We start from the raw sequence: 19,859 nt of genomic DNA, 5'->3' as shown, positions 1-19,859 counted from the left end.
AACCGCGGTCAGCGCCGCAGGCGATCGGCTGCGCGGCGCACCAGCGAGCGGTGATCCGGATGCCGCGACCCGGCGTCCACCGCGATCACCGCACCGTCCACATGCACGAGGAAGCGCGTCCGGACGGTGTCGCTCGCCTCGACGCCGCCCAGTTGCTCCGAGCCTTGCCGGTCGAGCCGCACGAAGCGCCATCGCCCGAACCGCCGCATGGTCGCCAGAGCCGCGGTGCGCTCGGGCGTCGAGAGACGGACGTCGACGCGGGCGCGACGGCGCCGCGACGGCACGCGCGCGGTCACGAGCAGGCGCCCGCGCAGGCGCCGCACGCGCACCCGCTGCAGCGCGGTGTCGTCGAGCGATTCGCGGAGCGCGGCACGGCCGACGGCTGCTCGCTGCACCGCCGCCCAGCGTGCGACGGTGGCCTCGTCGTCGTGCTGCTGCGCCGTGCGGCGTGCGGCTCGGCGGGCGGCGGCCAGGGCGTCGTCGTCGAGCACGCACAGTGCGACGAGAGCACGCGCCGCCGCATCGACGTCGCCGTCGGGCACCAAGTGGCCGTTGCGGCCGTCGGCGATGACCTCGGCGGGCCCGTAGCGGATGTCGTACGCCACCGGGAGGCAGCCGGCCGCCATCGCCTCGACGAGACTCAGCGACTCCCCCTCCGACCGACTGGTGAGCAGCGTCCACGACGCGCGGGCGTAGAGGTCCGCGGCCCGGGGCACGTAGCCGGTGAATCGCACGGCACCCGCGACGCCGAGGCCCTTCGCCTGTGCCTCGAGGCGCGCGTGCTGAGCGCCCTCGCCGACGATGTCAGCGGTCACGGGGATGCCGAGCTCTCGGACGGCCGCGATGATCCGGAGCGCGTGGTCCAGGCGCTTGATGCCGCTGAGCCTCGACACGATGACGCCGTGCAGGCGGTCGCGCGGGAGTCGCGGCATCCGCTCCGGCAGCGTCACGCCGTTCGGCACGACGTGCAGGTTGCCGGTGTCGCCCAGCAGCGCCGCGGCCGCCGCGCGCTGGCGGGCGGTGAGGAACACGACGGCATCCCACCGGTGGAGATTCTCGAAGATCGGCCGGCGCGACGCGGTGAGCCGGCCGCGGGAGTCGTGATGGGATCCGTGCACCATGTGGATCAGGGCGATGTTCGGTCGCCGGTACCGCTGCAGGAAGCGCGCGACGGTCTTGCTGTCGGCGATGACCACGGCCTCGTCCGCACCGAGCACGTCGTCGATCCATGCGAAGCGGAACGCCGACGCCGACGTCCACTGACCGGTGGGGCGGCCGGCTCGGTCGAATGACGTGATCAGCCGGCCGCCGCGGCGCTGCTCTTCGAGCACCGCCAGGCTGCCGTCCGATCGACGGTGCTCGACCCGCTCGTCAGCCTCGCCTCTGCGCCACCGGCGTACGGATCCGGCGACGGTGGCCGTCTCTTCGTCGTGCGGCCGCGACCGTGACCCGGTCCGCCGGGGCACATCGACCGGCGCCCGCGCCGCCGCGCGGAAGTCCTCGTAGATGTTGCGCAGGCGCATGCCGTCGATGAGCTCACCCTGCGCCCGCAGCCGTTGCCGCACGTCCTCGTAGTCGGGGCGAGACTCGAACGTGAGGATGTCGACGGCGGCGCCGGACCGCCGGACGAACGCGCGCGAACGGTGCAGCAGCGCCGCGGTCATGCCGCCGTACTGGTCGGGGATCCCCCACGTGACCGCGAGCTGGCGCCGGCGCGGCAGTTCAGCCTCGCCGGTCGCGGGGTCGTCGAACTCGTCCGTCATGACACGACACGGTAAGCGGCGCAGCGTGGCGTCAACCGGGGGTTGACTTTCCGGGGCGAGAGAGCCGCGAGCGGACCGCCGCGTCGAGAACGATTATCAATAGCGTTAGACTGGCGGCATGACCCCGAATCGACGCTCCCTGACCCTGCTCGGCCTGGCCGCGGCATCCGTTGTCACCCTCGCCGGGTGTGCCGGCACCCCGGCGGCGGGCGGCGACAGCGGTTCGGACGGGCGCCTGAGCGTGGTCGCGTCGACCAATGTGTACGGGCAGATCGCCGAGCAGATCGGCGGAGACCTCGTCGAGGTGACGTCGATCGTCACGAGCGACTCGCAGGATCCGCACTCGTTCGAACCGAGCGCCCGCGACCAGCTCACCGTCGCCGATGCCGATCTCATCATCGAGAACGGCGGCGGGTACGACTCGTTCATCGACGCGCTCATCGAGTCGAGCGGCAGCGAGGCCCACGTGATCACCGCCGTCGAGTTCTCGCACGACTGGCCCGAGAACGCGGGTCACGAGGACGAGCATGCCGAGGAAGAGCACGCCGGTGACGCGGATCCCACGACCGACGAGCACAGCGAAGACGAGCACACCGACGGCGAAGCCGAGGGGGAGCACGCCGAGGAGGGTCACGACCACGACCACGAGCACGAGCACGTCGAGGGCTTCAACGAGCACGTCTGGTACGACCCGCACACCGTCGCCCACGTCGGCGAGGCCATCGCCGAGGAGCTCGGCGAGCTGAGCCCCGACGATGCTGACACGTTCACCGCCAACGCCGAGGAGCTCTACGCCGAGATCGAGGGGCTGGAGGGCTCGCTCGGCGAGATCGCCGCAGCCCACGAGGGCGCACATGTCTTCGTCACCGAGCCGGTGCCCACGTACCTGACGGCTGCCGCCGGCCTGGAGAACGTGACGCCCGAGGCGTTCAGCGAGGCCGTCGAGGAGGGGCAGGATGTCGCGCCCGCGACGCTTCTCGAGGCCCTCGGCCTCATCGAATCGGGCGACGTCGGCGTCGTGATCACCAACACGCAGACCGGCGGCGCCGAGACGACGCAGATCGTGGATGCGGCCGAGGCCGGCGGCATCCCCGTGATCGCGTTTTCAGAAACGCTGCCGGAGGGCCAGACTTACATCTCGTGGATGCAGGCGAACATCGAGGCGCTGAGCGCGGCGCTGGACGAGTGACCGCCGGCTCCGGCGAGCCGATCCTCACGATCAGGGATGCCGCGCTGCGGCGCGGCGACCGCGAGCTGTGGTCCGGCCTCGATCTCGATGTCCACGCGGGCGAGCTGATCGCGGTGCTCGGGCCGAGCGGGTCGGGCAAGACGACGCTCCTGCGCGCGATTCTCGGCCTCGACGACCTCTCGCGCGGCAGCATCAAGGTCCTCGGAACCGAGGTGCGCGGCCGCGGCAGCCGCCGCATCGGCTACATCCCGCAGTCCCGCCCGCTGCCGCGCGACACGGCGCTGCGGGGCCGCGACCTCGTGACGTTGGGCGTCGACGGCCACCGGTTCGGGCTGCCGATCCCGCGCCGGGGCGACCGTGCCCGCGTGGACGAGCTGATCGACGCCGTCGGCGCGAGGGCGTTCGCGGATCGTCCGGTCGGGCAGCTCTCGGGCGGTGAGCAGCAGCGGCTGCGCGCCGGTCAGGCGCTCGCCGATGACCCGCGTCTGCTGCTGTGCGACGAGCCCCTCACGAGCCTCGACCTGGCCAACCAGCAGGCGGTGATCGGTCTGATCGACCGGCACCGGCGCGAGAAGGATGCCGCCGTACTGCTGGTGACTCACGACATCAACCCGCTGCTGGGCAAGGTCGACCGCATCCTGTACATCGCGAACGGACGCTTCACGCTGGGCACCCCGAAGGAGGTGCTGCGCTCGGACGTCCTGACCGCACTCTACGGCGCCCACGTCTTCGTGCTGCGGGCGGGCGACCGGCTCGTGGTCGTGGGGGCGCCGGATGCGGAGGCATCCCACCACCATCACGACGAGGTGCACGAATGAACGGGGCGCACGAGTGAACGGGGACGACGTCGCCGACGCGATGTTCGGCGGCCTGCCGTACTACGGCGAGATCCTTGCGCTCGTGTCGAACTCGGTGTGGGCCGGAGCCGTGCTCGGGCTCGTGGGCGGGCTGATCGGCGTGTTCATCATGCAGCGGGACATGGCCTTCGCGGTGCACGGCATCAGCGAGCTCTCGTTCGCCGGTGCCGCTGCGGCGCTGCTCATCGGGTGGGACGTCGTCACCGGCTCGATCGTCGGCTCGCTCGTGGCCGCCGCGATCATCGGATGGCTCGGCGCGCGTGCCCGCGACCGGAACTCGATCATCGGCGTGCTCATGCCGTTCGGCCTGGGTCTCGGCATCCTGTTCCTGTCTCTCTACGACGGCCGCAGCGCCAACCGGTTCAGCCTGCTGACGGGGCAGATCGTGTCGGTGCAGTCCGGCCAGCTGGGCTGGCTGATCGCGATCGGCGCCGTTGTGCTGCTCGGGCTGCTGCTCATCTGGCGCCCGCTGAGATTCGACTCGCTCGACCCCCAGTCCGCCGCGGCGCGGGGAGTGCCGACGACCGCGGTGTCGCTGGCGTTCATGCTGCTGCTCGGACTGATCGTCGCCGTCGCGGTGCACATCATCGGCGCGCTGCTGGTGATGGCGCTGCTGGTCACGCCCGCCGCCGCCGCGATGCGCGTCGCATCGGGTCCGCTGTCGGTGCCGCTGCTGTCGGCACTGTTCGGCTTCGTGTCGGCCGTCGGAGGCATCCTCCTCGCGATCATGGGCACGCTGCCGGTGAGCCCGTACATCACCACGATCTCGTTCGTGATCTACCTGGTGTGCCGCGCGATCGGCGCCCGCCGAGGCCGTGTCACCCGTGCTCAGGCGCCCACGGCCGTCGCCGCTTGAGCCGCGGTGGCCCGGCCGTTCGAGTGTCGCAACACGCGGCATCGGCGTCGTGAGCCCGCGTGTTGCGCCACCTGAAGGTCAGGGCCGGAAACACCAGAGGCGCCCGAACCACGCCCGGCCGACGTCCAGGACACGCCAGTAGACTCCCGGGCATGGTCCAGCGCAACACCTGGCAGCGCGAACGCGTGCGCGAAGCGCTCGGCGACGCCCGTGGCTTCGTGAGCGCACAGTCTCTGCACGCGACCCTGCGCGACGAGAACACCGGCATCGGCCTGGCCACGGTCTACCGCGCACTCGCCGGGCTCGCCGCCCAGGGCGACGCCGATTCGCTGCAGAGCCCCGACGGCGAGGCGCTCTATCGCGCGTGTGCCAGCAGCGGCCACCATCACCACCTGATCTGCCGCTCCTGCGGGCTGACGGTCGAGATCGAGGCGACCGACGTCGAGCAGTGGGCCAAGCGCACCGCAGAGCGGCACGGCTTCCGCGACGCCGAGCACATCGTCGACATCTTCGGGCTGTGCGCGTCCTGCGCGGCGGCCCGGGAAGAGAAGCGTGACGCGGACTGACCCCCGCCCGCCGGCCGGTCGCGCTCGCACCCACCGTCACGAGACGGTTCCGGATGCCGCGGCACGGCCCTCGTCCCCGGCCCGCACTCTGGTGTGGGTCGTGGCCGGCCTGCTCGTGGTCGCCGGACTCTTCCTCGTCGACTGGCTCGCCCCGCAGCTGTTCCCCGCGCCGCTCCCGACGCGCGCGCAGGACGGACTGACCCTCGCCATCAGCGTGCTCATCGAGTCGCTGCCGTTCGTGGCGCTCGGGGTGGTGCTGTCGATCGTGGTGCAGGTGTGGGTGCCGCCGGGCGTCATCGAACGGTGGATGCCGCGCCGTGCGTGGGCACGACGTGCGGTGCTGTCGCTCCTGGGAATGATCGTGCCGGTGTGCGAGTGCGGCAACGTGCCGTTCGCGCGCGGCCTGCTGATGCGCGGGTTCTCGGTGCCCGAGACCCTGACCTTCCTCATCGCGGCGCCGATCGTGAACCCCATCGTCATCATCACGACGCACCAGGCCTTCGGCCTCAGCGACGGCGTGCTGATCGCACGGCTGCTCGGTGGGTATGCGATCGCCAACCTCATCGGCTGGCTGTACAGCCGGCATCCGTCTCCCGATGCCCTGCTGACCGACCGCTTCCGCGACACGTGCGCCCTCGTGACGCACGAACCCGGAGGCCGCGGCCGCCGCACGATCGCGCAATTCGTGATCGAGCTGCGGGCCGTCATGCCGGCCCTCATCATCGGTTCGGCGCTCGCGGGGGCGGTGCAGGTGCTCGTCCCGCGCGAGGCGCTGGTCGCGATCGGCTCGAACCCCGCATTGTCGATCGTGGCGATGATGGCGCTGGCGATGGTCGTGTCGATCTGCTCGAACGTCGACTCGTTCTTCGCGCTGTCGTTCGCCTCGACGTTCACGCCCGGCTCGATCGTCGCGTTCCTGCTCGTCGGGCCGCTCGTGGACGTCAAGATGCTCGCCCTCATGCGCACCACCTTCACGTGGCGGACGCTGGGCGGCGTCGTCGTGGTGGTCGTGCTCGCCGCCTTCGCCATCGGGACGGCGGTGAATCTCTTTGCGTAACGCAGGATTCGTCGGCACACGGTGGCTGGGCGTCGGACTCGCCGCGGCGCTGGCGGTCGTCACCATCTCGCTCGCGGTGACCGGCCGGCTCGGGCTGTACATCAACCCCGACTCGGCATGGTTCGCGGCGTCGATGGCGGTGCTCGTCCTCGTCGGCACGGTCGCGTCGTTCGCGCTCCCGCTCGGCGCCGAGGCGGACCATGGCCACGACCACGGCGACGTGAATGCCGAAGAGCCGTCGCACGCTCACCCTCGGCACCCGGCGGCCGTCGGGGCCAGCGTGGTGGGCGGGGTCGCAGCATCCGGGGTCGTCGTTCTCGCGCTCGTGCTGCCGCCCGCGTCACTGTCGGCCGAACTCGCGATGTCGCGCGACGTGGGCGCGACGCCGCTGTTCGGCGGCGCCGACACCATCCAGCTCGCCTCGACCGGCGACACCGCCTCGTTCGGCGTCGGCGAGTGGTCGACGGCCTTCGCGACCGCGACGAACCCCGACGCGTTCGACGGCGATCCGGTCGAGCTCACAGGGTTCGTCACCCCGGCGGAGGACGGCGGGTTCGACCTCACGCGGCTCGTCATCACCCACTGCGTGATCGACGCGCAGCCGGCGAGCGTGCCGGTGCTCGCCGCCGCAGCCGTGCCCGACACCGGCCAGTGGGTCACGATCACGGGCACCGTGCGCTCCTCATCGGACGGACGCCTCGCCATCGACGCGGCGTCGGTGCAGTCGATCCCCGAGCCCGAGGATCCCTATGAGTACTGACGCCGGCTCGCGTCGCGCGCGATCGCGGCGGCGGAGGGGCCGGGCGTTCGCGGGCGCCTTTGCGATCGTCGTGGGCGCGCTCATGGTGCTCGGACTCGCGGGCGCCGCGGCGAGCGTCGCGCAGGGTCCTCGGATCACGGACGTGTCCGTCGATCCGGCTGCCGCGGCTGAGGCATCCGGATCCCGTCTCATCGTCACCACGTCGCAGACGCTGGCCGACGTCGACCCGTCTCAGGTGACGGTCACGCCCGCGGCCCCGTTCGAGGTCGACACGTCGGGCCGCAGCATCGGAGTGCGCTTCACGCTGCCGCTGTGGGACGACACCGAGTACACCGTCGAGATCGCCGACGTCGCCTCGGTCTCCGGTGGTCCGGCGGCGACGATCGCCGAGACCTTCCGCACGCCCGCGGCGCACATGTTCCTGCTGCAGCGGACCGGAGCCCCGGACGGCGGCGACCTGATCTACCGCACCGACCTCACCGGCCAGAACGCGGTGCCCGTCTTCAGCCACGGGCACATCGAGGACTTCCGCGCCACGGCGTCGCACCTCGTCGTCTCGGTGCGCACCGACGACGACGGCCCGGGCCTGATCGTGACCGATCTCGACGGCTCGAACGAGCGCGAACTCGGGCTGCCGGGCGACGGCTTCGTCTCGAACCTGCAGAGCGCCGACCGCGGCGAGCTGATCGGGTACACCTTCTCCGACGCCCAGCTCACTGCAGAGTCCGGACGCGAGAGCCGGCTCTACACCGCGTCGCTGAAGGATCCGGATGCCGCCCCCGCCGAGATCGCCGTGGAAGGCGCCGACCCCCGCGTGGCCGAATGGCGGTTCGTGCCCGACACCGACAGCATCCTGCTCCTCTCGTTCGACGGGTCGCTGCTGCTCATCGGGTCGGGCGGCGACGGGGCGACGGCACTGGGAACGGCGATGACGATCGAGGGCATCGCGCGCGGCTCGAGCGAGGCCGTCGTGGACCGCGCCGAGCAGACGGCGGTGGTCGACCTCACCGACGCGAGCGAGGAGCCGCTCGTCGCTCCGGGCACCGACCTCGGCGGCGTGAGCTCGGTGACGCCGCTGCCGGACGGCTCGACGATCCGCACCGCCGCTGTTCTCGACAGCGGCGTGCCGACCGGGCGCACGTCGGTCGCTCTCGTCGGCGCGGACGGCGAGACGCGCATGCTCACCGAGATCGCCGAGACGGATGCCGTGCTGCAGGTGTGCGTATCGCCCAGTGCCCGCTACGTCGCGGCGCTGGTCGCGCCGGACGCGGTGTCCAACAGCTACGACACGTACCAGTTGCCGCTGCCGGAACGGCCCGAGACGCGCGTGCTCCAGGTCTCGGACGGCGAACCGGTCATCGCTCTGAACGGCGCCGCGATCTCGTGGTGCCAGGTTCCGCCGAGCTGACCGGAGGAGTGGCGGCCGCCGCCCGCTTCGCCCGTCGCGTCGACGGCGCAGGATCCTCACCCCCGGCGACGGGTTTCGCCTCCGGGACGGGGATCTGGGCAGGAAGTCCTCGGGCCAGCATCAGCCCGAGGACAGTCAGCATGAAGACGAGGAAGAGCGATTGCTGAAGCGACTCGACCTGCGAATCGGCGTAGGCCTGGGCCACCTCACGCGCGGCTTCGCTCGGGAGCCCGGCATCCGTCATCGCCTGCTCGGCCTGCTCTTGCGACAGGATCGGCGCGCCGGTGGACGACGCGGCCACGACGCGATCGCGGACGTCGGCGGGCAGGGTGTCGCTCTCGGCGACGGCCGCGGTGAAACCCGAGGTCAGCATGAGCACGAAGACGGACCCGACGACGGCCGTGCCGAACGACGAGCCGAGGTTCTGGAAGGTGCCCTGAAGCCCGCCCACCTCGGAGGTGTCTGCGCTGTCCACCGCCGACATGTTGACGTTCCCCAGCTGGGAGGCGAGCAACCCGAAACCGGCGCCCACGACGAACATGCCCGATGCGAACAGCCACCCTGCGAGCTCCGGCTGCACGGCGGCGAACACCAGGAACAGGCCGACGGCGAGGGTGAACTGTCCGACGCGGCCGATGTGGCGCGCCGATCGGACCGTCGACAGGCGCGAGCCGAGCATGGAGAAGATGATCAGCCCGACCGACAGCGGGAGGATCTTCAGGCCCGTCTGCAGCGCGTCATAGCCGAGGATCGTCTGCAGGTACACCGGCACGACGAAGAACAGCGCCGCGATCGCGAAGTACTGCGCCAGGAACATCGTCAGGCCGCTGCGGAGTGCGGTGATGCGCAGCAGCCCGACCTTGAGCAGGGGAACCGCTCCGACCTTCTCGAGGTGATGCTGTCGGAGGATGAACAGCCACAGCACGACGATCGCCAGGACGATGAGGTAGGCCACCGGCGAGACGCCGAACGGTGCGATCGTCACTCCGGCGATCTCAGGCGGATTCAGCGGCACGATCCAGCCCCACGTCTTGCTCTGGAGGATCGCGTAGACCAGGATCGCCAGCCCTGCGGCCGAGAGGACCACGCTCAGCAGGTCGATCTTCAGCGTGCGGTCCGCCGCGGTGTCCTTGATCCGGCCTGACAGCACGAGCACGATGACCATCACCACGGCCTCGCCGACGAACACGTACCGCCAGGAGGAATATGTCGTCAGCAGGCCGCCGATGAGTGGGCCCGCCGCCGCGGCGAAGCCGGTGATCGCGCCGAGCACGGCGAACGCGATCACCCGCTCTCGTCCGAGGTAGTTGATCGCCGCCAACGCCGCGATCGCGGGAATCACGAGGATCGCGCCGAGACCTTCGACAAGCGACCAGCCGAGCATGAGCACGGTGAGGTTGGGGCTGAGGGCGGTCGTGAGCGATCCGATGCCGTAGATCACCGATCCGATGCGGAATGCCCGGCTGCGCCCCCACTTGTCGCCGATCTTGCCGCCGGTCAGCATGAACGCCGCCATGGTGAGGGCATAGAACGTGATCGCCGCCTGCATGCCCGAGATGTCGGTGCCGAGATCGGCCGCAACCGTCGAGATCGAGACGTTCATGACCGTGCTGTCGAGCACCATGACGAACTGCGAGACGCCGAGCAGCACCAGCACGAACCACCGCTTCATGGGCGAAGGCTACTCGCGGGGTGCGTCGGTGGCGTAGACCTATCTGGGTGAGATCGCTTGCGTAGACTCGCGGCATGCCCGGGTCCGTGCTGCGTGCTGCCACCCGCGCCGACCTGGCCGGCCTCCCCTCGGACGTCGCGCCGAAGCTGCTCGGCGCGCATCTGACGACGGTCGTCGCCGGCGAGACGGTGACGGTGCGCCTGACCGAGGTCGAGGCGTACCACGGCCTCGGCACCGGTCCGACGGCAGATCCCGGCTCGCACGCGCGCATGGGGCCGACGCCGCGCAACGCCACCATGTGGGGCGAACCCGGTCACCTCTACGTCTACCTCAGTCATGGCATCCATTCCTGCGTCAACGTGGTGTGCGGTCCGGAGGGGGTCGCCGGCGGAATCCTGCTGCGCGCGGGCCAGGTCATCGAGGGGACGGATGCCGCGGCCCGCCGCCGGCCCGCAGCCCGGAACGCTCGTGATCTCGCGCGCGGACCCGGCCGCCTCGGCGACGCGGTCGGGCTGCGGCATCCGATCCACGACGGCATCGACGCGATCACGTCGGCCCCGTGGCACGGCGCCGTGGCGCGACTGGAGCTGCTCGCCGATCCCCTCGCCGACATCGCGTCCGGTCCGCGCGTCGGCGTGGCGGGCGTCGCGGGAACCGCGGCATTCCCGTGGCGGTACTGGGTGCCCGGCGACCCGACGGTGTCGCCGTTCCGCTGGGGACGCGGAGCGCAAGCCGCGGCTAAGCCGTCAGCCGAGAGATGACGTTGGCGACCGCCTGCTCGGTCGCCCGTCGGGTGCTCGAGTCCGTATAGCCGCCCAGGTGCGCGGTCATGATCGTGCGTGGATGACGCAGGAGCTCGTCGAGGACTGGGGGTTCCTGGTCGAATGCGTCGACCGCATAGGCCGAGAGACGACCGGACTGAAGCGCGTCGAGCGCCGCACCGGTGTCGACGAGGGCGCTCCGGGCGGTGTTCACGAGCACGCTGCCCCGAGGCATCGACTCCAGCAGCGCCGCGTCGACGAGCGCGTGACCGCTCTGCGGGGGCGGGGAGTGCAGTGTCACGATGTCGCTCTTCACGAAGAGCTGGGCGAGGGATACCGCCTCAGCGCCGTCAGAGCTCACATCGGCGATGGGATCGTACGCGAACACGCGAGCGCCGAAGGCGCGCACGAGACGTGAAACGATGCGTCCGATCGCGCCGTAGCCGACGATGCCCACATTGCAGTCTGCGAGCTCACTGCCGAGGCGTCGTCTCCAGTCGCCGCCGTGCAGCGCCGCGTCGGTCGCCGGGATGTCCCGCAAGGCGCTCAGCATGAGCGCCACGGCCAGCTCGGCCACGCCGTTGGCATTGGCGCCTCGGGCGAGTGCGATCTCGATGCCGCGGGCTGCCGCTGCATCCGTGTCGATCGCGTCGGCCCCGACGCCGTTGCGGGCGATGACCTTCAGCCGGTCGGCCGAGGCGAGAGTCTCTGCCGAGACATTCTCCACTCCGCACACCCAGCCGTCGACACCCGGCAGCAGTGCGGCAAGCTCGTCGGCGGTCGGCAGGCGGCCGGCAGGACCGGCGACGAGCGTCCAGCCGCGTGCACGCAGCGGGTCCAGTTCGGGCACGTCGTCGAGCGGGCGTGTCGTGATCGATCGCGGCGTCACGAGGATCTTCATCGGACCGACTCGGCGATCGCCGCGAGTTCGTCGAACGCGGGGCTGGACGGGGCGATCTCGATGTCGAAGACCTCGGCGATCACCTGCGTCCACCCGTGGATGAAGTAGACCCAGCCGTCCACAACTGTGAGCGATCGCTCGCGCTCCTGCGCGCGCGCCTGGTCGAGGAAAACCAGGTCTCCGCGGTAGTTCAGCTCCCACACCAGCGCGCGCTCGGGAAACACCCCGTCGAACGTGAGCGGCGAACCGGGTGCGTCCTTGCCCAGACCCGTTGCGTTGATGACGATCGACCCGGCGGGCGCGGCCGCCATGACGACGTCATTGTCGGCCGGCGCCGGGCAGAGATGCGTTTCGAGTCGTGTGTCGGTGTTCGACGCGTCGTGCACCGCGCGCAGCGTCTCGATGCGCGGGAGGCTGCGGTTCGTCACGGTGACCTGCCGCGGACGGTCGACGCCGCGCTCGGTACGGCTCAGGTACCAGTCGATCGCGATCGCCGACCCGCCGGCGCCGAACACCACGACATCGACCTCGTTCTCGGCGAAGTAGCCCACTGGGATGAAGGCTTCCAGTGCGTGACCAGCCGTGATCGGATCCTTGGCGTGGGCGCGGAGGCGCCCGTCGCGCTTGGAGAGGCAGCTGACCTCGTCCATCAGCTCGGCGAGCGGGTCGATCTCGTCGAAGAGGTCACGAGCCGCGCTGTAGAGGTCGAGCTTGTGGGTCGTGACCAGGGCGCCGAGGCTCAGCGGGTCGTCCTTGAGGAACTCCACAACGGTGCGATAGTGGTCGGCCGGCGCATGCAGCCCCAAGTTGATCCCGACCATCTCGACGTCGCCGAGCCCGAGGTGCGCCGCCCACAGCGGGAAGACCTTGCGGATCGATGAACGGTCGGTCGTCACTCCGATGAAGTAGAAGGTGGGGGTCTCGGCGGGCTCGAGGGTGTCCCACGTGTATGTGCGAGGCATATGCGTCTCCTGGTCCGGGTCAGAGGGCGTCAAGGGTGGTGCGGGCCTCGCGTGCGGCCAGTTCGATCTCGCCGAATCGCCCTCCGACGACATCGGCGCGAGAGGCGATCCACGTGCCCCCCACCGCGAAGACGTGCGGCAGAGCGAGATGGTCGGCGAGCGTCGCGGCGCGCACGCCGCCCGTCGGCATGAAACTGACACTCAGGCGCGAGAACGGGGCCGCGAGCGAGCGGAGGGTCTCGATTCCGCCGTAATGCGCTGCCGGGAAGAACTTCAGATGCCGGTGACCTGCATCGACCGCGGCCAGGATCTCCGACGGCGTGATGACGCCGGGGATGAAGGGCAGGGCGACGGCAGCAGCGGCTGCGGAGAGGTCCGCCCGAAAGCCGGGCGACACCCCGTAAGCCGCGCCGGCGGCGACCGCCTGGGCCACGTCGGCGGGCGTGACAAGCGTGCCGGCGCCCACGACGAAGTCGGGGAGTTCGGCCTTCACCAGGCGGATCGCCTCCGCGGCGGCCGCAGTGCGAAAAGTCACCTCCATGGTCGATATACCGCCGGCACGCAGCGCACGCGCGAGCGGCACGCCGTCGTCGGGGTTCTCGATCTCGACGACGGGTACGACTCCGATGCCTCGGATCGTCTCGAACACCGCGCTCACGCGCGGTACCCCCGGTGGTCGGAGTTGGGGACCGTGGTCCAGCCGCCGGCGCCGTCGGTCACCACCAGGCTCTTCATGCCATTCGCATCACCGATGATCGCGTAATTCTGCCCCGCATCGGCGGCGTAGCAGAAGAGCGTCACGAACGGCTCGTCCCCGACGTTCACACTGCGGTGGATCCAGTGTCCTGGGACGTCGACTGCCTTGCCGGGAGTGAGCTCGATGGCCTCGCTGCGACCATCGATGGTCTCGAGCAGCAGGACACCGCGCCCCCTCAGGCAGTAGTAGAGCTCAGCGCGGTCGGCGACCTCGTGCAGGTGACCGCGGGTGAATGCGAACTCGTCGCCCACGCGTCCGGGCAGCAGAGTGCTCGTGCCCACAACGAGGGCTCCGGGGCCCTCCTGGTAGCGGTGGTCGTCGACCCAGTACACGAGCCGATCGGATCCGCGCGCCTCGACATCCATCCGCCACGCGTCGCCGTCGCGGTAGACCCCACCCATATCTCCGGCGAACTTCTCGTAGCGTCTCGTGCGCCCTCCGATGCCGCCTTCACGAGAGATGTCGAGGAGCGTGGGGATGTCCAGGTCGAACGCGGGCAGAACGCCCAGGTCATGCGTAGCCATGTAGTAAGACTACATGAACTGGACCACCCGAACGGAATCTTCGGCCTAGAATCGTGACGTAACGCCCAATCTTGTAGTTTCACTATCGCGACGCCGGGGGAAGACGGAGGAGTTTCGGATGATCGTTTCGCACGACCTCGGCACGACCGGGGACAAGGCCACGCTCGTGTCGAACGACGGCGTGCTCGTGGCGTCGGTCACGGCTCGCTACGACGCCGACTTCGGCGCCGACGGACGCGCAGAGCAGGATCCGCACGATTGGTGGCGGGCGATGTGCGAGGCGGGCCGCGAACTGCTCGAGCGCACCGGCACTCCCGCGACATCCATCGACGCTGTGTCGTTCTCGGGCCAGATGATGGGCGTTGTGCCCGTCGACATCCACGGCGAACTCGTGCGTCCGGCGATGATCTGGGCCGACACGCGATCGCGCGCGCAGTGCGCCCTGCTGATCGATCGTGTCGGGATGGACCGGGGCTATGCGGTTACCGGACACCGGCTGAACCCCACGTATTCGCTGCCGAAGCTCATGTGGCTGCGCGACAACGAGCCCGAAGCGTTCGCGCGGATCGACAAGACGCTGCAGGCGAAGGATTACCTGGCGTACCGGCTCACCGGGGTGCAGATCACCGACCGCTCAGACGCGTCGGGCACGAACGCCTACGACCAGCTCGGCGGCGAATGGTCGGACGAGCTCCTCGCCGCCGCAGGAGTCGATCGCGCGCTGTTTCCCGAGATCGTCGAATCGACCACGGTCATCGGCACGGTTCGCGCTGACGTGGCCGCCGAGGCAGGCCTGGCCGCGGGCACTCCTGTCGTCATCGGCGGCGGGGATGGACCGATGGCCGCCCTCGGCGCCGGGATCATCGATCCGAGCTCGGGCGCTTACGCATACCTCGGATCGTCGTCGTGGGTCTCGGTCAGCGCCGAGGCTCCGCTGCTCGACCCGCTCATGCGGTCGATGACTTTCAACCACGTCATCCCCGGGCGGTTCGTGCCCACCGCCACGATGCAGACCGGCGGCGCCTCGCTGCAGTGGATCACCGACACGCTCTCGCCAGCGCAGGCAGATCGTTACGCCGAGCTGCTCGGCGACGCGGCGGCCGCCGAGGCGGCGTCAGAAGGGCTGTACTTCCTGCCACATCTGCTGGGCGAGCGCTCGCCGTACTGGAACCCCAACGCGCGCGCCGCGTTCGTCGGCATCCACATGCACCATGGACGCGGACATCTGACGCGCGCCGTGCTCGAGGGGGTCGCCTTCAACCTCTACACGGGCATCCGTGCCTTCCTCGACAACGGCATCGCCGTCGGTCACATCGACGCCATCGGCGGTGCTGCGAACGCGGGCCTCCTACTCGACATCTTCGCCGACACATGGGGTGTGCCGGTGAGCGTGCGTGACCTGATCGACGAGGCGGGCTCCGTCGGCGCCGCGGTGGTCGCGGGTGTCGGTGTGGGCGTCTTCGACGACTTCGACGCCACCCTCGGCTTCTCCACCCGCGCGTCCTCGCGTACTCCCGACATGGCGCGTCACGCGGCATCGAGGGCGGAGTACGCGGAATTCCGGGATGCGTACGCGCGGCTCGAGCCCTGGTTCGACGCCACGGCCGACGCGAGGCGCGGATGAACGTCGTGCGGACCGTGCTCGGCGACGTCCCACCGTCGGCACTCGGAGTGGTCGACTACCACGAGCACCTGTTCCAGGCGACCCCGCTCCTCTCAGGCGACGAACTCGACGACGAGGCCCTGTCGGCAGAGGAGGCGAGACGGATGCTGCGCGGCGGGGTTACGTCCATGGTCGAGGCGACGCCCCTCGGGCTCGGCCGCAATCCCGAGGGACTTGCGCGCATCAGTGCGGCCACCGGTATGCACCTGGTGCACACGACCGGCCTGCACCACGGCGGGCATTACGCCGCCGACCACCCGTTGCGGGATGCGACGCCCGAGGACCTGGGCGAGCGGTTCACCGCAGAGATCGCTGAGGGCATGCGCACCGACGATGGAGGGATGGCCCGCACGCCTGACGGAGACCCGATCCGTGCGGGAGTGGTCAAGGCTGCGGCACGCTATTGGAGCATCGGAGAATTCGAGCAGAAGGCGCTCATCGCGGCAGCGATCGCCTCGCGCGCGACCGGCTGCGCCATCATGGTCCACCTCGAGCACGGCTCGGCCGCGCACGAGGTTCTCGACCACCTGGAGTCCGAGGGCATCGCGCCGCGCCGCGTCGTGCTCGCGCACATCGATCGCAACCTCGACGCCGGGCTTCACGCCGAGCTCGCCCGCCGCGGCGCCTACCTGGGCTTCGACGGACCGGCACGGCACCGCGAGTCCCCCGACTCCGCCATCATCGCGTGTATCGCCGACGTGGTCGCGCGCGGCGGCGGCACAAGGATCGTGATCGGCGGGGACGTCGCGCGCAGTACCCGGTATCGGGCGTACGGCGGCATCCCGGGACTGGAATACCTCCCGTTGCGCTTCCTCCCTCGCCTCGCGGAGCGCGTGAGCGACGATGCTTTCAGTGACATCCTGACCCGCAATCCGGCGCGCCTGCTCGCCCTTTCCGGCGATTCGGCCAGCGGGTGAGATCGGGCAGAACACGGCCGGAGCCGCCGCGCGCACGCGATAGCCTGAGGCACGAGGCGCCGCGGCGAAGCGGCCGTGGAAGCGAGGGGCAACGGGTGGCGTTCGATCCAGGTGTGCCGCTGCGCGAGTACGTGGCCGGAGAGCGCGGGCGGCTGCGCAAATCGGAACAGTCCGTCGCGGACCTCGTCATGGAGAATCCAGAATTCGTCGTGGGCTCGACGATGGCTGCCGTCGCCGAGGCGGCAGGGGTCAGCGAACCGACTGTCATGAGATTCAGCACGAATCTCGGATTCGACGGCTTCCAGCAGTTCAAGCTCGCCCTCGCGCAATCGGTCGCTCTGGGCCGCCCTGCCACCGTCTCGGCGATCGGCGCCGACGAACCCGTCTCGCTCGTTGCGACCAAGATGTTCGATCACACGATCGCCAGCCTCGACCGCGCACGGCACTACATCGATTCCGACCGGCTCGAGCAGGCCGTGAACGCGATTCTGGCCGCACCGGCGATGCTCCTCGCGGGTCTGGGCGCATCGGGCCTGATCGCGAGCGACGCGGAGCAGAAGGGCGTCCTCTTCGGCATCCCCGCGACGGCTCCGCCCGACCCGCACCAGCAGTTCATGGCCGTGGCCATGGCGCCGGCCGGCTCCGTGCTCGTCGCGATCTCGAACACCGGACGAACGAAGGCCCTCCTCGACATCGTGCGACAGGGCAAGGATCACGGCCTCGTCGTGATCGGCATCACCGGGGACGACGACAACACGCTCGCCAAACTCGTCGACATCCCGATCGTCGTCAAGACCTTCGAAGACACCGACATGGTCACCCCGACGGTGAGCCGGATCGCGGGCCTCGTCGTCATCGATGTGCTCGCCACAGCGGTCTCACTGCGCCGTGGCGCCGATCATGCGAAACGACTCTCGCGCATGAAGGACGAGCTCGCGGTTTTCCGTGGCACCAAGCGCGTCTGATCTGCTCGTCCGCGGCGGGCGCCGTTCAGGGCACGAACACGGTCTTGATCTGAGATGAGTCGTGGAGGTTCGCGAGTGCGCGGCCGAAGTCGTCGAAACCCACGGTGTCCGTGATGATCCCATCCGTGCGCACGGCTCCGGAGCGCAGGACGTCGATCGCGCGGCGCATCGTGAACGCCTGAGCGAAGGAGCCCTTGAGGGTCAACTCGCGACTGAAGATCTCGTATGGGCTGATCGCCGCCCGCGCGTCTTCGGCCGCGAGGCCGTAAACGAGGACCGTGCCGCCGGTCGCCGTGAGGCGTACCGCCGACTCGAGCACCGAGATGGAACCGGTCGCCTCGACCACGGCGTCGAACCCGCGCGGGGCAAGCGCGCGAAGCTCGGCCTCCGCGCCGGTGGGATCGGTGCGGTCGACCTGCACGGTGACGTCGACGCCCAGCGACTCGGCCAGCTCGAGCTTTGATGCGGTGGGAGCCGCAACCACCACGCGGGCAGCGCCCGATGCCTTGAGGAGCTGCGCGAGGATCAATCCGGTAGGGCCGGCACCGAAGATCAGCACGTCGGAGGCCGGTCGCAGCGCGAGCACGTCGGCGCCGTGCATCGCGCAGGCGGTCGGCTCAGCGAAGGTCGACGTCACCGGATCGAGGTCGTCCACGACGAAGGTCTTCGCCGCCCGCACGACGGTGTACTCGGCGAAACCGCCCGGCGCGTTGCAGCCGAGGGATACGAAATTCTCGCAGAACAGATGGCGCCCAGAGAGGCAGGGTTCGCATTCGCCGCAGTGGATGGTGTTGTCGACGGCGACGGTCGACCCCAGGAGGCGACTGTCGACGCCGTCGCCGATCGCGTCTACCCGGCCGAGCATCTCGTGACCGGGGATGAGCGGAAGCGTGGCGATGAATCCGCCGTGGAGCAGGTGCTCGTCGGTGCCGCAGACGCCGGTGCGCAGAATCTGCAGACGCACCTCACCCGGGCCGGGCTCGGGCGTCGGAACGTCCTCAACGGCCCACTGCGAGCCTTCACGGAACACGATCGCCTTCATGTCTTCCTCCTCTGTCGGGACTTCCCGACGACCGGGCGGCGCGAGCACACCACCCACCTGATCACGCGGTGATGACGACCTTGACCTGCTCGCCGGTCGCTGCCTGGGCGAATGCCTCGGCGGCCCGCTCGAAGGGGTATGACGCCGAAACCATGACGTTCGTGTCGACGGCGCCGCTGCCGATGATCTCGGCCGAGATGCGGTAGTCCTCGGCCACGTAGGTCGCGGCTCCCAGGATCGACTGCTGGGCGTCCTGCACCTGCGCGAGAGGAATGGTCACCGGCCGAGTCGGGATGCCGACGGTCACCAGTTTCCCGGCCTTGGCGAGAACGGCGAGGCCGGCTTCGACGGTCGAGGGAATCGAGACGCAGTCGAAAACGACGTCGGCGGTCTCGCCGAGCGCTTCGAGCACCGCTCCCGGGAAGTCCTCTGCGAGCGCGTCGACGGTCGCGTCGGCGCCCAGTTGTTCGGCGAAGGCACGCTTGGAAGCGAGCACGTCGCTCATGACGATGCGGCGAGCACCTGCGTGGCGGGCAGCGGCCAGCATGAGAAGCCCGATGGTGCCGCACCCCTGGATGAGCACTGCGCGGCCGGTCAGGTCGCCGGCCAACCGGGTCGCATGAACGGGGGTGGCGAGCGGCTCGATGAGGATCGCCTGCTCGTCGGTGAAGCCCTCCGGCACGACGTGCAGACGGTCGGCCCGCACGGTGAAGGTGTCTGCCATGCCGCCTTCGCGGAAGCCGCAGCCGAAGAACTCCAGGTTCTCGCACACGTTCTCGTTGCCGCGGCGGCACGTTTTGCATTGGCCGCACGGCAGGGTCGGCTCGGGGGTGACCCGGGCGCCGAGGAGCGACGCATCCACTCCCTCGGCCACCTCTTCCACGATCCCGACAACCTCGTGCCCTGGGTAGTACGGCAGCGTCATCTGCGGGTGGTGGCCATGCATCGCGTGCGTATCAGACCCGCACACTCCCGCCAGGCGGAACGAGACGAGCGCCTCGCCAGGGAGGAGTTCGGCCCGCTCCTCGGTGACGATTTCGACGACGTCGGGGCTGGGGATGAGCACGCGGCGACGGTTCCCGGACATGGTTGCTCCTTTGCGGATGGCGCGAGGGCCGAGGCTTTCGATCTCTAGGAATGTAGCATGACTACCTATCCTCGCCGAGGATGCGTTCTATTTGGCCCGGCGGCTTGCGTCAATGTAGGTTTTGTGTAGTATAACTACGTGATGTGGGGTGC

The 19,859-nt window shown here is 69.9% G+C and carries 19 protein-coding genes; 11 read left to right on the top strand and 8 right to left on the bottom strand.

Features of this window, described 5'->3' with window-relative positions:
* Positions 1–8: 8 nt before the first annotated feature.
* Positions 9–1,763, bottom strand: coding sequence for a glycosyltransferase (locus ACLKM7_RS05975; RefSeq protein WP_436446243.1), 1,755 nt, complete (start codon positions 1,761–1,763; stop codon positions 9–11).
* Positions 1,764–1,881: 118 nt separating this feature from the next.
* Here ACLKM7_RS05975 and ACLKM7_RS05970 point away from each other — a divergent pair, with 118 nt between their 5' ends.
* The 7 genes from ACLKM7_RS05970 to ACLKM7_RS05940 all read left to right on the top strand — a co-directional run bounded on the left by ACLKM7_RS05970 (position 1,882) and on the right by ACLKM7_RS05940 (position 8,456).
* Positions 1,882–2,952: a metal ABC transporter solute-binding protein, Zn/Mn family gene (locus ACLKM7_RS05970; protein ID WP_436446242.1), complete on the top strand. Its 1,071-nt coding sequence runs from the start codon at positions 1,882–1,884 to the stop codon at positions 2,950–2,952.
* Positions 2,949–3,770 carry a metal ABC transporter ATP-binding protein gene (locus ACLKM7_RS05965; protein WP_436446241.1) on the top strand — a complete coding sequence of 274 codons (822 nt, stop codon included), beginning with the start codon at positions 2,949–2,951 and terminating at the stop codon, positions 3,768–3,770. The genes ACLKM7_RS05970 and ACLKM7_RS05965 overlap by 4 nt, the downstream gene beginning before the upstream one ends.
* A gap of 13 nt (positions 3,771–3,783) precedes the next feature.
* Positions 3,784–4,665, top strand: a complete 882-nt coding sequence (locus ACLKM7_RS05960; protein WP_436446240.1) for a metal ABC transporter permease — start codon at positions 3,784–3,786, stop codon at positions 4,663–4,665.
* A gap of 152 nt (positions 4,666–4,817) precedes the next feature.
* A complete protein-coding gene (locus ACLKM7_RS05955) occupies positions 4,818–5,231 on the top strand; it encodes a Fur family transcriptional regulator (protein WP_436446239.1) in 414 nt (137 codons plus the stop codon).
* On the top strand, positions 5,218–6,288 hold the full coding sequence (locus ACLKM7_RS05950; RefSeq protein ID WP_436446238.1) for a permease: 1,071 nt from the start codon (positions 5,218–5,220) through the stop codon (positions 6,286–6,288). The genes ACLKM7_RS05955 and ACLKM7_RS05950 overlap by 14 nt, the downstream gene beginning before the upstream one ends.
* On the top strand, positions 6,281–7,048 hold the full coding sequence (locus ACLKM7_RS05945; RefSeq protein WP_436446237.1) for a TIGR03943 family putative permease subunit: 768 nt from the start codon (positions 6,281–6,283) through the stop codon (positions 7,046–7,048). The genes ACLKM7_RS05950 and ACLKM7_RS05945 overlap by 8 nt, the downstream gene beginning before the upstream one ends.
* The gene (locus tag ACLKM7_RS05940; protein WP_436446236.1) at positions 7,038–8,456 is read left to right on the top strand and encodes a hypothetical protein; all 1,419 of its coding nucleotides are present in this window, start codon (positions 7,038–7,040) and stop codon (positions 8,454–8,456) included. Before ACLKM7_RS05945 ends, ACLKM7_RS05940 begins: the two co-directional genes overlap by 11 nt.
* Here ACLKM7_RS05940 and ACLKM7_RS05935 read toward each other — a convergent pair.
* Positions 8,404–10,128 carry an MFS transporter gene (locus ACLKM7_RS05935; RefSeq protein ID WP_436446235.1) on the bottom strand — a complete coding sequence of 575 codons (1,725 nt, stop codon included), beginning with the start codon at positions 10,126–10,128 and terminating at the stop codon, positions 8,404–8,406. The genes ACLKM7_RS05940 and ACLKM7_RS05935 overlap by 53 nt on opposite strands.
* A 74-nt stretch (positions 10,129–10,202) precedes the next feature.
* Here ACLKM7_RS05935 and ACLKM7_RS05930 point away from each other — a divergent pair, with 74 nt between their 5' ends.
* A complete protein-coding gene (locus ACLKM7_RS05930) occupies positions 10,203–10,889 on the top strand; it encodes a DNA-3-methyladenine glycosylase (protein WP_436446234.1) in 687 nt (228 codons plus the stop codon).
* Here the strand turns inward: ACLKM7_RS05930 and ACLKM7_RS05925 are convergent.
* The 4 genes from ACLKM7_RS05925 to ACLKM7_RS05910 are packed head-to-tail and all read right to left on the bottom strand — an operon-like array spanning position 10,867 to position 14,033.
* Complete coding sequence (locus tag ACLKM7_RS05925) at positions 10,867–11,790, bottom strand: NAD(P)-dependent oxidoreductase (RefSeq protein ID WP_436446233.1); 924 nt, start codon at positions 11,788–11,790, stop codon at positions 10,867–10,869. The genes ACLKM7_RS05930 and ACLKM7_RS05925 overlap by 23 nt on opposite strands.
* Positions 11,787–12,752, bottom strand: a complete 966-nt coding sequence (locus ACLKM7_RS05920) for a shikimate dehydrogenase family protein (RefSeq protein WP_436446232.1) — start codon at positions 12,750–12,752, stop codon at positions 11,787–11,789. The genes ACLKM7_RS05925 and ACLKM7_RS05920 overlap by 4 nt, the downstream gene beginning before the upstream one ends.
* 19 nt (positions 12,753–12,771) lie before the next feature.
* Complete coding sequence (eda, locus tag ACLKM7_RS05915; RefSeq protein ID WP_436446231.1) at positions 12,772–13,410, bottom strand: bifunctional 4-hydroxy-2-oxoglutarate aldolase/2-dehydro-3-deoxy-phosphogluconate aldolase; 639 nt, start codon at positions 13,408–13,410, stop codon at positions 12,772–12,774.
* Positions 13,407–14,033 carry a glucose-6-phosphate isomerase family protein gene (locus ACLKM7_RS05910; protein ID WP_436446230.1) on the bottom strand — a complete coding sequence of 209 codons (627 nt, stop codon included), beginning with the start codon at positions 14,031–14,033 and terminating at the stop codon, positions 13,407–13,409. Before ACLKM7_RS05910 ends, eda begins: the two co-directional genes overlap by 4 nt.
* Before the next feature lie 118 nt (positions 14,034–14,151).
* On the opposite strand from ACLKM7_RS05910, the gene xylB reads away from it, so the two are divergent.
* From xylB to ACLKM7_RS05895, 3 genes are all read left to right on the top strand, one after another.
* Entirely contained in the window at positions 14,152–15,657 is a 1,506-nt protein-coding gene (xylB, locus tag ACLKM7_RS05905; RefSeq protein ID WP_436446229.1) for a xylulokinase, read from the top strand.
* Positions 15,654–16,613 carry a phosphotriesterase family protein gene (locus ACLKM7_RS05900; RefSeq protein WP_436446228.1) on the top strand — a complete coding sequence of 320 codons (960 nt, stop codon included), beginning with the start codon at positions 15,654–15,656 and terminating at the stop codon, positions 16,611–16,613. Before xylB ends, ACLKM7_RS05900 begins: the two co-directional genes overlap by 4 nt.
* A 95-nt stretch (positions 16,614–16,708) precedes the next feature.
* Complete coding sequence (locus tag ACLKM7_RS05895) at positions 16,709–17,578, top strand: SIS domain-containing protein (RefSeq protein WP_168913242.1); 870 nt, start codon at positions 16,709–16,711, stop codon at positions 17,576–17,578.
* Between the two features lie 25 nt (positions 17,579–17,603).
* Here ACLKM7_RS05895 and ACLKM7_RS05890 read toward each other — a convergent pair whose 3' ends face one another.
* Positions 17,604–18,620 carry a zinc-dependent alcohol dehydrogenase family protein gene (locus ACLKM7_RS05890; RefSeq protein WP_436446227.1) on the bottom strand — a complete coding sequence of 339 codons (1,017 nt, stop codon included), beginning with the start codon at positions 18,618–18,620 and terminating at the stop codon, positions 17,604–17,606.
* A gap of 61 nt (positions 18,621–18,681) precedes the next feature.
* Positions 18,682–19,707, bottom strand: a complete 1,026-nt coding sequence (locus ACLKM7_RS05885) for a zinc-dependent alcohol dehydrogenase (protein WP_436446226.1) — start codon at positions 19,705–19,707, stop codon at positions 18,682–18,684.
* Between the last annotated feature and the right edge of the window lie 152 nt (positions 19,708–19,859).

Source organism: Microbacterium sp. I2 (genome assembly GCF_051364985.1).
In the GTDB taxonomy this organism is placed as follows: Bacteria; Actinomycetota; Actinomycetes; order Actinomycetales; family Microbacteriaceae; genus Microbacterium.
Note: the sequence above shows the minus strand (reverse complement) of the source record. Positions and strands in the feature narration are given on the sequence as shown.